Annotated in this window: 22 protein-coding genes and 6 tRNA genes; 25 read left to right on the top strand and 3 right to left on the bottom strand. The window is 30.8% G+C overall.

The window, feature by feature from the left end; genetic code table 11:
* The first annotated feature begins 76 nt into the window (after nucleotides 1–76).
* The 6 genes from HCJ50_RS05615 (at nucleotide 77) to HCJ50_RS05590 (ending at nucleotide 638) form a co-directional block, all read left to right on the top strand.
* Nucleotides 77–150: transfer RNA gene (locus HCJ50_RS05615), tRNA-Trp, on the top strand.
* Between the two features lie 15 nt (nucleotides 151–165).
* Nucleotides 166–238 (top strand) — tRNA-His (locus HCJ50_RS05610).
* Nucleotides 239–267: 29 nt separating this feature from the next.
* A tRNA-Gln gene (locus tag HCJ50_RS05605) sits at nucleotides 268–339 on the top strand.
* A gap of 5 nt (nucleotides 340–344) precedes the next feature.
* Nucleotides 345–416 (top strand) — tRNA-Gly (locus HCJ50_RS05600).
* Between the two features lie 19 nt (nucleotides 417–435).
* Nucleotides 436–509 (top strand) — tRNA-Cys (locus tag HCJ50_RS05595).
* A 45-nt stretch (nucleotides 510–554) separates the two neighbouring features.
* Nucleotides 555–638, top strand: a tRNA-Leu gene (locus HCJ50_RS05590).
* Nucleotides 639–715: 77 nt separating this feature from the next.
* On the opposite strand, the gene HCJ50_RS05585 is transcribed toward HCJ50_RS05590, so the two are convergent.
* Both HCJ50_RS05585 and HCJ50_RS05580 read right to left on the bottom strand, forming a co-directional pair.
* The gene (locus HCJ50_RS05585; RefSeq protein ID WP_185395580.1) at nucleotides 716–1,834 is read right to left on the bottom strand and encodes a tyrosine-type recombinase/integrase; all 1,119 of its coding nucleotides are present in this window, start codon (nucleotides 1,832–1,834) and stop codon (nucleotides 716–718) included.
* A gap of 21 nt (nucleotides 1,835–1,855) precedes the next feature.
* On the bottom strand, nucleotides 1,856–2,737 hold the full coding sequence (locus HCJ50_RS05580; RefSeq protein ID WP_185395581.1) for a helix-turn-helix domain-containing protein: 882 nt from the start codon (nucleotides 2,735–2,737) through the stop codon (nucleotides 1,856–1,858).
* Between the two features lie 216 nt (nucleotides 2,738–2,953).
* Between HCJ50_RS05580 and HCJ50_RS05575 the strand changes: the two genes are divergently transcribed.
* Nucleotides 2,954–3,154 carry a hypothetical protein gene (locus HCJ50_RS05575; protein WP_185395582.1) on the top strand — a complete coding sequence of 67 codons (201 nt, stop codon included), beginning with the start codon at nucleotides 2,954–2,956 and terminating at the stop codon, nucleotides 3,152–3,154.
* A gap of 47 nt (nucleotides 3,155–3,201) precedes the next feature.
* On the opposite strand, the gene HCJ50_RS05570 is transcribed toward HCJ50_RS05575, so the two are convergent.
* Entirely contained in the window at nucleotides 3,202–3,516 is a 315-nt protein-coding gene (locus HCJ50_RS05570; RefSeq protein ID WP_187127526.1) for a helix-turn-helix domain-containing protein, read from the bottom strand.
* 126 nt (nucleotides 3,517–3,642) lie between these two features.
* Here HCJ50_RS05570 and HCJ50_RS05565 point away from each other — a divergent pair, with 126 nt between their 5' ends.
* From HCJ50_RS05565 to HCJ50_RS05480, 18 genes are all read left to right on the top strand, one after another.
* Nucleotides 3,643–3,867 (top strand): transcriptional regulator, encoded by a 225-nt coding sequence (locus tag HCJ50_RS05565; RefSeq protein ID WP_185395584.1) that lies wholly within the window; start codon nucleotides 3,643–3,645, stop codon nucleotides 3,865–3,867.
* On the top strand, nucleotides 3,848–4,087 hold the full coding sequence (locus HCJ50_RS05560; RefSeq protein ID WP_185395636.1) for a hypothetical protein: 240 nt from the start codon (nucleotides 3,848–3,850) through the stop codon (nucleotides 4,085–4,087). The genes HCJ50_RS05565 and HCJ50_RS05560 overlap by 20 nt, the downstream gene beginning before the upstream one ends.
* A 417-nt stretch (nucleotides 4,088–4,504) precedes the next feature.
* Nucleotides 4,505–4,993 carry an antirestriction protein ArdA gene (locus HCJ50_RS05555; RefSeq protein ID WP_185395585.1) on the top strand — a complete coding sequence of 163 codons (489 nt, stop codon included), beginning with the start codon at nucleotides 4,505–4,507 and terminating at the stop codon, nucleotides 4,991–4,993.
* Between the two features lie 98 nt (nucleotides 4,994–5,091).
* Nucleotides 5,092–5,385: a DUF961 family protein gene (locus HCJ50_RS05550; protein ID WP_185395586.1), complete on the top strand. Its 294-nt coding sequence runs from the start codon at nucleotides 5,092–5,094 to the stop codon at nucleotides 5,383–5,385.
* 25 nt (nucleotides 5,386–5,410) lie between these two features.
* The gene (locus tag HCJ50_RS05545; RefSeq protein WP_185395587.1) at nucleotides 5,411–5,812 is read left to right on the top strand and encodes a DUF961 family protein; all 402 of its coding nucleotides are present in this window, start codon (nucleotides 5,411–5,413) and stop codon (nucleotides 5,810–5,812) included.
* Between the two features lie 110 nt (nucleotides 5,813–5,922).
* Nucleotides 5,923–7,197, top strand: a complete 1,275-nt coding sequence (locus tag HCJ50_RS05540) for an FtsK/SpoIIIE domain-containing protein (protein WP_185395633.1) — start codon at nucleotides 5,923–5,925, stop codon at nucleotides 7,195–7,197.
* A gap of 16 nt (nucleotides 7,198–7,213) precedes the next feature.
* Nucleotides 7,214–7,480, top strand: a complete 267-nt coding sequence (locus HCJ50_RS05535; RefSeq protein WP_185395588.1) for a DUF7446 family protein — start codon at nucleotides 7,214–7,216, stop codon at nucleotides 7,478–7,480.
* 282 nt (nucleotides 7,481–7,762) lie between these two features.
* Complete coding sequence (locus tag HCJ50_RS05530; protein ID WP_185395589.1) at nucleotides 7,763–8,248, top strand: hypothetical protein; 486 nt, start codon at nucleotides 7,763–7,765, stop codon at nucleotides 8,246–8,248.
* Complete coding sequence (locus HCJ50_RS05525; RefSeq protein WP_185395590.1) at nucleotides 8,245–8,637, top strand: hypothetical protein; 393 nt, start codon at nucleotides 8,245–8,247, stop codon at nucleotides 8,635–8,637. The genes HCJ50_RS05530 and HCJ50_RS05525 overlap by 4 nt, the downstream gene beginning before the upstream one ends.
* Nucleotides 8,638–8,762: 125 nt before the next feature.
* Nucleotides 8,763–9,080 (top strand): hypothetical protein, encoded by a 318-nt coding sequence (locus HCJ50_RS05520; protein WP_185398458.1) that lies wholly within the window; start codon nucleotides 8,763–8,765, stop codon nucleotides 9,078–9,080.
* Nucleotides 9,081–9,107: 27 nt separating this feature from the next.
* Nucleotides 9,108–9,359 (top strand): hypothetical protein, encoded by a 252-nt coding sequence (locus HCJ50_RS05515; RefSeq protein WP_185395592.1) that lies wholly within the window; start codon nucleotides 9,108–9,110, stop codon nucleotides 9,357–9,359.
* Nucleotides 9,360–9,421: 62 nt separating this feature from the next.
* Nucleotides 9,422–9,895, top strand: coding sequence for a hypothetical protein (locus tag HCJ50_RS05510; protein ID WP_185395593.1), 474 nt, complete (start codon nucleotides 9,422–9,424; stop codon nucleotides 9,893–9,895).
* Between the two features lie 690 nt (nucleotides 9,896–10,585).
* Nucleotides 10,586–11,608: a replication initiation factor domain-containing protein gene (locus HCJ50_RS05505; protein ID WP_185395595.1), complete on the top strand. Its 1,023-nt coding sequence runs from the start codon at nucleotides 10,586–10,588 to the stop codon at nucleotides 11,606–11,608.
* 71 nt (nucleotides 11,609–11,679) lie between these two features.
* Nucleotides 11,680–11,970: a DUF3850 domain-containing protein gene (locus HCJ50_RS05500; protein ID WP_261983610.1), complete on the top strand. Its 291-nt coding sequence runs from the start codon at nucleotides 11,680–11,682 to the stop codon at nucleotides 11,968–11,970.
* Nucleotides 11,958–12,128, top strand: coding sequence for a hypothetical protein (locus HCJ50_RS05495; RefSeq protein ID WP_185395597.1), 171 nt, complete (start codon nucleotides 11,958–11,960; stop codon nucleotides 12,126–12,128). Before HCJ50_RS05500 ends, HCJ50_RS05495 begins: the two co-directional genes overlap by 13 nt.
* Nucleotides 12,129–12,148: 20 nt before the next feature.
* Entirely contained in the window at nucleotides 12,149–12,403 is a 255-nt protein-coding gene (locus HCJ50_RS05490) for a hypothetical protein (protein ID WP_185395598.1), read from the top strand.
* 17 nt (nucleotides 12,404–12,420) lie between these two features.
* Nucleotides 12,421–12,756 (top strand): hypothetical protein, encoded by a 336-nt coding sequence (locus tag HCJ50_RS05485; RefSeq protein WP_185395599.1) that lies wholly within the window; start codon nucleotides 12,421–12,423, stop codon nucleotides 12,754–12,756.
* A gap of 2 nt (nucleotides 12,757–12,758) precedes the next feature.
* Entirely contained in the window at nucleotides 12,759–13,067 is a 309-nt protein-coding gene (locus HCJ50_RS05480; protein ID WP_185395600.1) for a hypothetical protein, read from the top strand.
* The last annotated feature ends 30 nt before the right edge of the window (nucleotides 13,068–13,097 follow it).

Raw genomic sequence — 13,097 nt, 5'->3', positions numbered from 1 at the left:
AAGTGGCTAAACGCGGCGGACTGTAAATCCGCTCCTTCGGGTTCGGTGGTTCGAATCCACTCCCCTCCACCATTTTAGGGGCATAGTTTAAAGGTAGAACTGAGGTCTCCAAAACCTCCAGTGTGGGTTCGATTCCTACTGCCCCTGCCATATAATAAAATAACGGCGGATGTGGCGAAGTGGTTAACGCACCTGATTGTGGTTCAGGCATTCGTGGGTTCGATTCCCATCATCCGCCCTTTAAAGTTTTTTGTCCATTATAATTGTTGGGCCATAGCCAAGCGGTAAGGCAACGGACTTTGACTCCGTCATGCGTTGGTTCGAATCCAGCTGGCCCAGTTGATGCGGAAGTAGTTCAGTGGTAGAACATCACCTTGCCAAGGTGGGGGTCGCGGGTTCGAACCCCGTCTTCCGCTTTTTAATTTAACATTGTATGGCGCCATAGCCAAGTGGTAAGGCAGAGGTCTGCAAAACCTTTATCACCGGTTCAAATCCGGTTGGCGCCTCCATTTGTATATTTCTTGTTTTAAAGTTATAATTTTATATATTGTTACGCCGGCGTGGCGGAATTGGCAGACGCGCTGGACTCAAAATCCTGTGCCCGCAAGGGCGTGCCGGTTCGACCCCGGCCGCCGGTATACTAATGACCCCAACGCTTTAAGAGTGATGGGGTCTTTTGTTTTGTTCGTATTAATATTTGAAAGTCACCAAAAAGTCACCAGTTTGAAAAAAAGGAGTCAAGTTTATCTGCTGTGCTTTTTTGTTTGTTAGGAAATAAGTGTCCGTACACGTCAATTGTTGTAGTTATACTAGAATGACCGAGACGTTCTTTGATGACAATATAATCTTCACCATTATTAATTAGTAAAGCAACGTGTGAATGTCTAAAATCATGTAAACGTATTTTATTTAAATTTTTATCTCTATTAAGTATGCTGATAAACTTTTTTTGAACTTTGTCCTTTGTAATATAGGTATGATTATTCTGAAAGATTTGTGTTTCTGAGCTTTGTACTAAGAGATACGATTCTAGGATTTCTCTTTGAGTAAATTTCCATTTCTGTAATTCGTTGAGAAGTGAATTGTTTATGCTAATACGTCTATTTGAATATTTTGTTTTTGGAGTTGTTATTAAAGGTTGTTTTTTATACATGCTAAAAGTTTTTGTGATGTTAAGTTCTGAACTAAAACTATTAAGGTCTTCCCAATTGAGGGCTAGTATTTCTCCTAAACGCATTCCTGTGAAATATAATGTAAGAAAAAAAACTTTCCAAGAATATTCTTCGTCTTTAATTAATGATAGAAAAATGTTGAATTCTTCAATTGTCCAGAAATTCATTTTTTTCTTTTCAATTGTTAATTTTTTTAATTTAGCAGGATTAATTTTGATAAAATTTAATTCTATAGCAATGTCAAACATTTTCTTTAGGAGAAGTATTATTTTATTTGCAGTATTTGGACTTAATTTGATAGCAAGTAGATATTCTCTAAATTCTTTTATATTTTCTTTAGTTAAATTTTGAATATTTATATTCTGAAAATACGGAAGAATATGTGTTCTATAGCTAGATTCTTGTGAATTAATGTAACTTTGTTTATGATTTTCTTTAATTTCATCAAAATAAATAGACCAAATTTTTGATATTGAAACATTATTTTTTTCAACAAATTTGTTATTGTTGATTTCTTCTCGTATCTTTGCTTCTAATTTTAATGCTTCATTATATTTTTTTATTCCTTTTCTTTGTACTCTAATTCTTTTCCCGGTGATGGGGTTGGTTTTTGCAGAAATATCGATGGAATACGTACCGTTTTTATTTTTTCGAATTGTCATTTCATAATCTCCTTATTGTAATTAATCTAGTATATCACTAATTAGTTTATCAATTATATATACACGAAAATCATTTATCATGTCTTGTGCTTCCATGTTTTTTCCAACTTGTTCTAATAAGTGAGTAATTCTGTACAGTTCATTGATGGCAAAATCTTTATTTCCGTTTTCGTATATACTATATAATAAAAGAAAGTCTATTGTGGAATTATATCGTTCAATTCCTGATTTAATAGCTATTTCTTTTGCTTCTTCTAGCTGAGTTTTACTTTGTGCAATTCTATTGGTGTGAATGTAGTGTATAGAAATATTTATTAATAAGGTAATTTTGAAAGATTCTATTTCAGGATAATTCTCGTATTTTGAAAGTTCTTTTTTTATTCTACAAATTAATATATCTGACTGTTCAATGGGGAATACGAAGAATATTTTACTTAAAATATAAATATCGTTGTGATAAAAAACTTCTTGTGAGGATATATTTTTCATAATTAATTCGATTTCATTAGTTTGCTGGTCAAAATTCTGGTGAATATTTAGGTTGATTGACATTTCAATAATAGTGCTAAGTGATTGTATGAATAAGTTGTTTTTGAAATTAGGAAATTTGATTAATTCATTATTAAATTTTTTGAGTGTTTTGAGCTCCAATGATGAACCTAATAAGCGGAATTTGTTAAATAATCTTTCTTTTTCGGGTAATTGGAAATTGTTGTGTATATAAAAGAACTCAGTGTAATTTATATTTAATGCATCGAGAATATTTTGAAATGTTTCGATTGAAGGTATTCTTTTGTTATTTTCAATTTCTGAAAGAGTGCTTTGTTCTACACAAAATAATTCGGTTTGCTTTAAGTTTTTGTTGATTCTTATTGTTTTTATTGTAGTGCCAATATTTTGCATTGTTTAACTCCTATCTTATATCTGATTTCAGATTTTTAGAAAATTATAATTAATCATAGTGTATAATAATATTATTAAAACGAAGTGAGGTGGAAATATGAAAAAAATAAAAATAAATAAATATACTTTTTTTATATCAACGATGGTGGTAGTTTTTATCAAAGTCATCGTTGGTGGCTAATAAATAAAAAATAAAAAAAGTCAGAGGTGGACGAATTGAGAGCGTTATCAGTCAATAGAGATGATTTGAATTTATTGCTTCACCATATTTTACAAAATAAAGATGAATATTTAAAAATGATAAATGATGATTCAGAAATTGTAACTTTTTTTGTACTTTCAGACGGTATTGATGATGAGGAAAGTGCGAGAATTCTGGCGTCCTTTGGGATGGGAATGTTAATATCAACTTTATAAAATCAATAAAATAAAAATAAGTTACTTTCCTTTTAAGGATCAGTAACTTATTTTTTATGTTTTAACATTCTGTCTAAAATGAATAGAACGTCTTCTACTAAATCCTGATTGTTTTCTAGTTTTTTATTTATATCATTTAAAATTTCGGAGCTTTTATTGAATTTTGTGGGTATTTCTAATAAATAGTCTGATGAAACTTCGAAGTACTCGCAAACTTTAGCTATTGTTTCGCTAGTGGGAAGAATTTTATTTTTTTCATATGCACTAATTGTTGTTTGGTCTAAATTTAGTATTGTAGCAAGTTCTGTTTGTGTTAACTTATTTTTTTTGCGGAGTTCTTTTAGTTTTTCTCCGAATGGCATTAATATCACCTCTTGTAATATTTTATTATAAATTAAGATTAAAATCATTTTAACGGTTGACAATATGATTTTAATAGTATATTATAAGATTATAATCATAAATAATTTATATAAGGAGTGTTGAGATTGGAATTTCTTTCTAATAAAGATATATGTTTGATATTGCGAAAAAAACAGACTACCGCTTATAAAATTATTAAATCTTTAAATGAGGAAATGGTAGATAAAGGTTATAGGATTGTTCCCGGTTATGTTAACAAAATGTATTTTGCTAAGAGATATAATTTAACTATAGAATCAATTGATAACGTATTAAAAGAGGTTACTTTAAATGACTTACAACCAATCTAAAGATTTAATTCGTAAAGCTGTTCCTTTAGCTAGAAAATTGCAAGGGGATTGGTCAATACGTATGAAATTAGCTTTGAAAGAAATAGTAATACGTCATTATTTATCCATACCATTAACAAGAGAAAACTATTTACTTTTACTTGCGAAGGGATGTTCCCAAAGAAGAATTTGCAAGCATTATGGTGTTAATCGCCACCAATTATTAAATATCACGATGTGAATTTGCCATCGAGAAAGTTAATAGGTATTTGTTAATACGTGTTTTAAAACGTTAAATAATTTACTTACCTGTTACTTGGATAATGTTTCATTTGTTCTTTGACAATTACATAAGAAAAGCGCACTTGACAATTGCAAACACGCTCAAATAAAAACTAGACATTTTTATTATAGAGTATAAATTTGTTATTGTCACGTGTTCTTATTCGAGTAAACTCACTTACGAGTAATAATCGTGGACAAAAAGATGCACGGGTTGACTGATAGCCAAAAACAGTCCGGATGGTATTCCGTTAAAACCTACTAAATTATTTTGTATGGGAGCATTAGATATTATAATGTCATGACCTTGAAATAATTGATAAGCGCCGTGATGGAAACAGAACCTAGCGAATATTTCCTTTTTGGAGGTACAAAAATGGATTATGAAGTTCGTTTATTTATTACTAATGTAAAAAATAAAAAATCTGGATGGTTTGATTTCCCGATTGATTTAGATGAAATTGATTTTGATTTAGAATTATCTAATGGTGATGAATATGCAATTGATGATTATGAAGCACCGTTTACTATCAGTTCAACTGATAGCTTGGAAAAGATTAATCAAATTGCTGAATATTATTTGGAATATAGTTCAGCAACGTTAACGCAACATATGCAGGAATTAGTTAATAATGGCTTTTTTAATGATTTATTAGAAGCTTTTGAAAGAATAGATGAGATTATTTATGTGGAACCGATGTCTGTATCAGATTTAGCATACCATGTTACAGAAGAACTAGGGTTGTTCTCAGGAATTCCTGAAACTGTATGTGATTATTTTGATTTTGAAAAGTTTGGACGCGATTTGGTGTTATCTGGTGATTATTCTGAATTGTCGTCAGGTGCATGGGTCGCAATCCCTTAATTTAGTGAATATGATTTAAATATACATAATATAGCGTAGTTTGCTGTTTTAGAAACTGCGCTGTTTTTATGTAAAAAAATAATGGAGGAAACAAAAAAATGAAATTAATTTTAAAGAGTGACGAATATGGAGAATTGCAATTTATTGGTCGAGCGCAAGATTACGATAAAGGAACTGGGTTTGGTCGAAGTCGAAAAATAACACATCATGCTTATAAAGTATACGGTACAGCACATTCTGGCGGTTTACTTGTGTTTATTCCGATGGATGCACCTACGCCTAATATTTTAGCGGATGATTGGGTAACACTTAAAAATCCTGTTATTTCTCCATCGGCGCAAGGTGGTATTGTGGAGTTTGATGTCTATTGTGAGGAAATTGTTAAAGCTTAAATTAAAATAGAAAAGAGGAAATGAAATGGCAATTAGAGTGAATAAATTTAATAAATTAACAGAAGAACGAGTGGATTTTAAAAAATCGTTTGGCAAGCTTACTTTTACAGGTTATGACGGAGAAGTCATGGAAACTAACGAGGATGGTACCTATAATGGCGCTGTAAAAAATTATCGTTATGGGGTAAAAAGTGAAGCTTTAGCAGATGTATTTCCGGTGTTTTTACCAGATTTAACGGATAAAGAAGCGATGAATATTCCTTTTGGTGCAGAAGTGGAGTTACAAGGAGTGGAATTACAATTCTTTGCGAATGGAAATAATGTTCGACACAAAGTTTCTGCTGAAAAGATTGTCCCTGTTCAATCGAAAGGGTCAGGTTCATCACCATCGAATCCTACTAAGGATAAAGCAGAAAAGGCTAGTTAAAGATGAAGTTATTTAAGCGTGGTAGACGTGTTCGATATCGTCATAGACATTTGATTGTACGTACAGCTTTGATGACAGGAATTCCCATTGCACTTGCTTTAGGAATAGTAATGTTTAAAAAATTCATTACCCTTCCTACAATGCCAAATACGTTGGATTCTAGTGCTTGGTTTATATATGTAAAGGAGCTTCCGTTTTTAAAATTTGGAAGCTTCTTTTTATTAGCACTTTTGATTACAGCCGGTATTTTAATTGGCTTACGCTATTTATTCGCATATCGTTATTATCATATGCAAAATAAGCAGTTGTTAGCTCGCTTTATTATTAAGCAAGGTTTTTATCGAATGGGAACTGTACAAAAAACGAAAGGAAATTGGTTTGATTTATCTGATTCATCGACTACTAAAACAACCACAAAAGAAGTGGTTACTTATTTTCCAAAAGTGTATTATACAGTCGAAGATGGCTATATGACCTTTCGCTTTCCGACGGATGGCAATGAATTTCAAGAACGATTTTTGAATTTAGCTAGAAGTTTAGAAGTAACTTTTTTTTCTGATTTAGAAAGTGAATTTCGAGAAAAAGGGTATATGGGTTATCGCTTTATTGATAATATCTTAGCTGACCGATTAACTATGGAGAATCTAAAATCTGAAAATGGTGAGCTAGCATTAATGAAACGTGTCATTTGGGATTTTGATAAACTACCACATATGCTTGTTACTGGTGGTACAGGTGCTGGTAAAACATATTTTATTTTAGCTGTTTTAAAGGGCTTGCTAAATGGAACATGCACAAAAGAAGATGTTTATATAGCAGACCCTAAAAATACAGATTTAGCCGATTTAGAAGGGATATTTCCTCATGTTTATAGTCAAAAGAATGGAATTGCGATGGTGGTTAATCGTTTCAAAGAAGATATGATGAAACGTTCAATTGAAATGAAAGAAATGTCCAATTACAAAATGGGTAGTAACTATCGAAGTTTAGGTCTTTCACCAAAGTTCTTGATTTTTGATGAATTTGTAGCTTACATGGAGATGTTATCAGATTTTAAAGAACGTGAAAAAGTGCTGTCGAATGTTAAACAAATTGTTATGCTAGGTCGTCAAGTTGGATTCTTCATGATCGTTGGTATGCAGAGACCGGACGCAAAATATCTAGCGGATGGTATTAGAGACCAATTTCATTTCAGAATTGCTTTGGGTAAAAATTCGGATGTTGGATATTCAATGATGTTTTCGGAAGCTGATAAAAAATTTACATATAAAACGAAAAAAGGCTTTGGTTATGTTGATTCCGGAAAAGGTGTAATTTCAGAGTTTTATAGTCCTTTCATAAGTAAGAATTTTGATTTTATGGAAGAATTCAAGAAATTAGTATGAGATGGAGGTTAAACAGATGGCATATAAAAATGCGGAAATTGTTGTATCTTCTAGTGATGGTAAAATTTATTTATGTACTCTAGATAGAGATGGTTTTATTTCAGATACAAGAAAAGAAATTACCTCAAGTGTTTTAAGAGCTACGGCAGAATATTTTAAAAGCAACGAATATAAAATGGCTCATTTTTCAGAAACAGAAGATAAAAAAATACCAAAATTATTTTTCACCGAAGATAGTGTGTTAGCTGAAAAGATTTTAAATTTGTTGCAAAATGAAACGTAAATATAGACTTTTATTTTATAGGGGAGAAGGATAAAAATGTTATACGCAATGATTTTTTATTTCATTTTTTATATGTTTGTCATTGGTTTGGCTTGTTCTAGCTTGTTTTTTGAATGGTTGTATTTTGGGAAGTTTTTAACTTTTTGTTTATTAATTTTGGGTTGTATTATGTTCGTATTATCTCTTGTAGGCATTGTATATTATTTTTCGTAAATGGTGCTTTGTAAAAAAAGAGGGATAGTCATTCTGTTGTTGAAAGAGATTAAATAGGAGGAAATAAAGGTGTATATACAAAAGAAATTGGTGCAAAAACCGTGGAAATTATTTTTAGAAAAGTATGGTTTACTTATTGGTAGGATTTTGTGGTTTGTTGTTGGTGCAACGGTTTATATGTTGTTCTTCCCTCAACTAGTTACCGTTATTTATCGTTATCTCATGAGTCATGGTTTTGACCAGCCAAGTTTTGTATCGTATGTGTATTTATATGAATGGTACTTTTTTCAGTCAATTCTTATTTTTGTGCTTTTTGGTATAGCTTTAGAATTATTTTTTAGTTGTATTTTTGGTAATTTTTTTGATTGGAAAAAAACTATCTTTCGTTGGTTACGCTATATAGGATTTTTGGGTGGTTTTGCTGGGTATTTTGTGACAGTCATTTATTTTTTCTTAGTGCCGTTTCCAATTTGGTTTCCGATTTTATTTTTTATTTATGAGATTATACTATTATGGCTTTGTTTTGTTAGTAGAGAAAGGTGTTTGATTATTTGAATAATGTCGGTGATGAAAATGAAAAAGATGAGAGACAAACAATAAAAGATAATAAGATGGATTTTATAGAAATCATTGGTTATATTGTGTTTTTTATTATAATTATCGGAAGTCTTGTATATATGATTAGTGGTATTTCTAAATATTGTTTTGTTTCAGACGATAAAGTGGAGCAAATAGTTCCTAAATATATATCTATTGAAATAGGTGATAATTATGAGTTAAAAGAATGGGAATATGAAAATGGATTTTTGCGTAGAGTAGAAATTAGTTATATTGCTGTGAATAAAAAAACGAATGAAAAATTAGAAGTCATTCATGATACAGTCAATTATTCTGATATGGAGGAAACTATTGCTAAAGAAAAAACAAGGAAAAAATTAGAATAGGTTATGGGAGTAATTAAGAATGAAAAAAAGATTGCTGAATTCAATAGGTTATGTATGTTTTGTTTTGTGGATGTTTTTATTATTGATTCTTTTTTTTTATGAGTCTTTGGATGCCCGATATAATAATGAATGCTAATGGATTGAATAGTGATTATTTGAAACTTATTAATAGCAATGTTTTATCTTCGAGGGAGCTAAGTTTAAAAATTAGTATCTTGGTGGTTTCGGGTTGGATTCTTAGTCTTTTAAGTATTTTTTATATTTGGGGCGATAATAAAGGATTAGCTAGTATGAAAAAAAATTTAATGATGATGGCTCCAATAGCCTATTATTTGTTAGTAGGTTTATTATTCTTTTATATTTCTGTGCCAATTGTGGATGGAGTTATTTTTCTTATCATGTTAATAATACTTGTTGGCATTGTATTACTGTTACGTGAATAATTATGCTGAGGGGAGGAATTTTTTGTTATGTTTTGTAATTATGAAGAATTTGAGTATGAATTTGAAAAAGCTTTGATTCGTGGAAGTATTGATTATTGGATTGAAGTGATCGATATGGTTAGTAAAGATGTAAAAGTAGGAGAAGGTTTTAGTGTAATAGCAACTATGGCTTTAGATTCGCCTGATGAATACGGCTGTGAGTTTTCATTTGAAAAGCAGATGGTAGATAATGAAGAAACGTTGTTATTTTTGAATGCGATTTATAGGAAAATTTCTTGATTTTATCGTTTTAATTTAACTTATTTATCAAATGTGTTATCTTTTAAGTAGGAGAGATTTATATGAAAAAAATAAAGGTAAAGTTAAAAAATGCAATTTTGTATTTCACTCGACCTCATAGAGAAGTACGGCAATATCTCGCTTATGAAAAAGAACGTCAAATACTTGAGCGTTTGAATCACAGAGAATTAAGTGCGAGATATATTGGTATTAAAGCTACATATCAATATAAACGTAATGTTCTCTCCTTTTTTGTAGGGGCATTATTATTGAGCGCATTAACAGGGATTTGGAAGTTTTTTTATAACTTAGGAATTAAGAATGTGACTTTTATGTATGTAAAAGATGTAGATAATGAGGTTATGTCTAAAATTGTTTTAGTTGCATCTTTTTCTATATTTTTATTTATAATTTTTTTCATCATTTTGTCGATTGTTTTTTATTTAAGAGAATTATTTCATATGCAAAAAACAATCTATTTAATAGAAGAAATTCGAGCAGATAGAGATAAGGATGGGACGAATGATAGGCAATAGACATAAAGGAATAATAATATTGGTAATACTTTACTCGGCATTTACAATAGTTTTTTTAGTAAATTTAAATAGATTGAATTCGTATTTAATAGAGGGTCATTTTGATGACCATGCTTTGAACTTGGTGCAATTCAATCACTTTCAACCATTGAAATATTTTGTAGGTACTTTAATTTTGATGCTCATTGGAACGATTGTACTGTATTTTATTTTTCGATTTGCTTTTCATCACTCAGAAAATGTCTTAGAAGTATTAATCCTAATTGTGTCCTTTTTATTTATATTGGTGCTTATTGTTTTATTGATTATTTTCATTCATGTTCCGATATTTCAAGCTATTTTATCTTGTTTATTTGTAGGCGGTTTAGTTGGCTGTGTATTCTTTTTTAAATAAATACTTTACTACTTAAACTCTATTTAATAATAGGGTTTTATTTTTATGCATTCGTTGTAAAAAAAAGATATATAAATGTATATGTAATTGTATTTCTGTTATGTGAATAAGTATAAATAGAGTTAATAGCGCTGGTGTTACAGCGCCCATTGGCGCTGAACGGCAGAGATAACGCCAGCGCCAAGAAAGAACAACCCCCGTTTACTAACAGGGGGGTTGAAAACAGGGTGAAAGTATCCACGAAGCTTGGTACAAAGCCAAAAGTGGAGCTAGAAAATAAGGAGTGATTTTGAAAAGTGTATTTCCCAGACAAAGAGTTAAGCTCGGTCATTGATTATTTTAGAATGACTTTTAAAAGGCATGATATTGATACTTTCTTTGAAGAAGTAATGCAAATGAATATAGATGCAATGTTACGTGAGCCATCTGCAAAATATGGCTATGTTGAAAAATTTGAGTTGGATCAAATACGTGTTTATTTATCGGCTCCTGGTGACGAAAGAGGAATCATGATAGAACTTGGCGGACAAGGTTGTCGTCAATTTGAGAGTGTGCTGGAAGCGCAAAAAAGAAGCTGGGAGGTGTTTTTAAGAAAGGCACGCACTGAAAGAGGAAAAGCAACTCGTGTGGATATTGCAGTGGATGATTTGAAAGGTTATATTGATATTCCGGATTGTTTGTATTTTACACAAGCTGGTTATGTTAGTTCTCGTATTGATGCATACAATTTTAATGGAACGGGACAAATTGGTACAGAAAATGTTCAAGGTGTGTCGATATATTTCGGTTCGAAGCAAAGTAATATTTATTTTACGATGTACCAAAAAAATTATGAGCAGGCAAAAAAAAATAAAATATCTGCAGAGGAATATGGCATATGGAATCGTTATGAAATACGATTAGCAGATGAAAAAGCAGAGGAAGCAGTAACAGAAATATTGCGCCGAAATAATATCGGAGAAATTGGTCGTGGAATATTAAAAGGCTACATTGATTTCTGTTTTGATGAAGACTTGAAGGTTGGAAAAAGAAAATTAAAAAAATTAGTGAAAGGATGGAATTTACTTTTGGATGATGTCGCTCCTTTGAAATTGAGCTTGAAACCGAGTGATTCTTTTTATTTAAAAACGGAGAACTGGTTAAAACGGCAAGCGGGTGGCGTTATGAAAATGGTAACACTAGCTGATGGGACATTAGGAAAAGAATCCACAATTGATGAAATAATTTCAACAGCTGAATTAACACCACGGCAAATGCATATGTTAAAAACATGGGTTGGAACGGTGCAAGATTTTGTGTTTCAACCATATACAAACTAAAAGGAAACAGCATTCAAGATGATGCTGTATTTTTTATGTCAAAAATAAGAAAAGAGGTGTTTAAATTGAAAATGCTGGAAAAAATTCCGGACTCTATAATGGTACATAAGTTGAAAATAGAGTCTTGTCATTTTGAAGATATTTTACATCATCGTAAACGAATAGAAACTCGTTACAATGATAGAAATTTTCAAGTTGGTGATTTATTACAATTGTGTGAAATCAAAAATACTGTTTTTACAGGTCGTGAAATGCTAGTGGTTGTTGATTTTGTCACAAAATACTATCAACTAGAAGGTTATGTAGGTATGAATTTTCGCATTATTTTACATGACGGGGAGGAAGAAACATGCTGGAAATAGGAAATATCGTGGAAGTTGTGGATGAAATAGAAGATAGCGTTATTGAGTTAGGAAGTCAATTGGAAATTGTCGATGTTATTGAAAATGATGTTTATGTTTATTATGGGTATGAGATATTACCTATACCAAAATTTGCGTTACAACGAGTATGGAAATAAAAAAATGGAGGGTGATTATTTTGAGAATTAATATTTTAAATTCTGCTAAATGTGAAGAAGATTTAATGAAGAGAGGAAATATTATTAATTCGATGGACGGAGTGTTAGAAGAGTTATCGAAAGTAACGGTAGAAGAATTTCCTTTAGGAGAAACATTTTATGTGGTTTATGATACGGAGTCGTGGAGTGGTTTTAGCTCTGCGGGCAGATTTAGATTCATAAGTAATGATGAATCTGAAAAAGTATTTGAATATATTGAACGCGAGACTATTTAATTTTGGAGGTATAAACGATGTATATGTCTATTGTAGAAAGTGAGCAAGAAATTGAAAAAGCTTGTGATGCTTTTTTAGGAGCCTACAAAAATGATTTGTTAAAAATTAGATATAAATGGAAAATTGCATTTGAAGCATCAAGAGAAACGGTTTCATTAAGAAGTCTTTTGCATACTGCTGAATTAATGGTGAAAAATACAATGACTACTTATGAAGATAATGTTAATCGCTTCTTATATGTCTATTTTAGAAATAAACCAGAGCAATTGTGTGAGGAAGTTATTGAAATTTGCAAAGTTGCTGTTAAACAAAGAGTTTTAGAAGAAATTGAAAGAATATTTTTGGATGTGTAAATATGGGTAGAATTTCCGTAAATTCAGAAATGAAACGTTTGGGTTTTATTGTTGGAATTAATTATCTAATATTTACGAAGGAATTGTCTCGTTCTACCATGCTTGTGGTGGAAGGTTCCAAAGTGAAAGGTTTTTCTGAGTATAGATATACCTTTTATAAAGTGTATTATGAGAAACATAAAGAATATGCAAAATATACAAAGGTATTCATGCGCAATGAATCGGCTTTTAATGTAATTAAGAAAGTAGAACATTATTTGTTGTACTTGGATAAATATGTAAGAAAAAAAGAAACTTCTAAATCTAATTAGACTTTGTGATGGAGAATTTGTATAATGGTT

The organism is Listeria immobilis (genome assembly GCF_014322765.1).
GTDB classification, from domain to species: domain Bacteria; phylum Bacillota; class Bacilli; order Lactobacillales; family Listeriaceae; genus Listeria; species Listeria immobilis.
The sequence above is the reverse complement of the archived record's forward strand: the minus strand, read 5'-3'. Positions and strand labels throughout refer to the sequence as shown.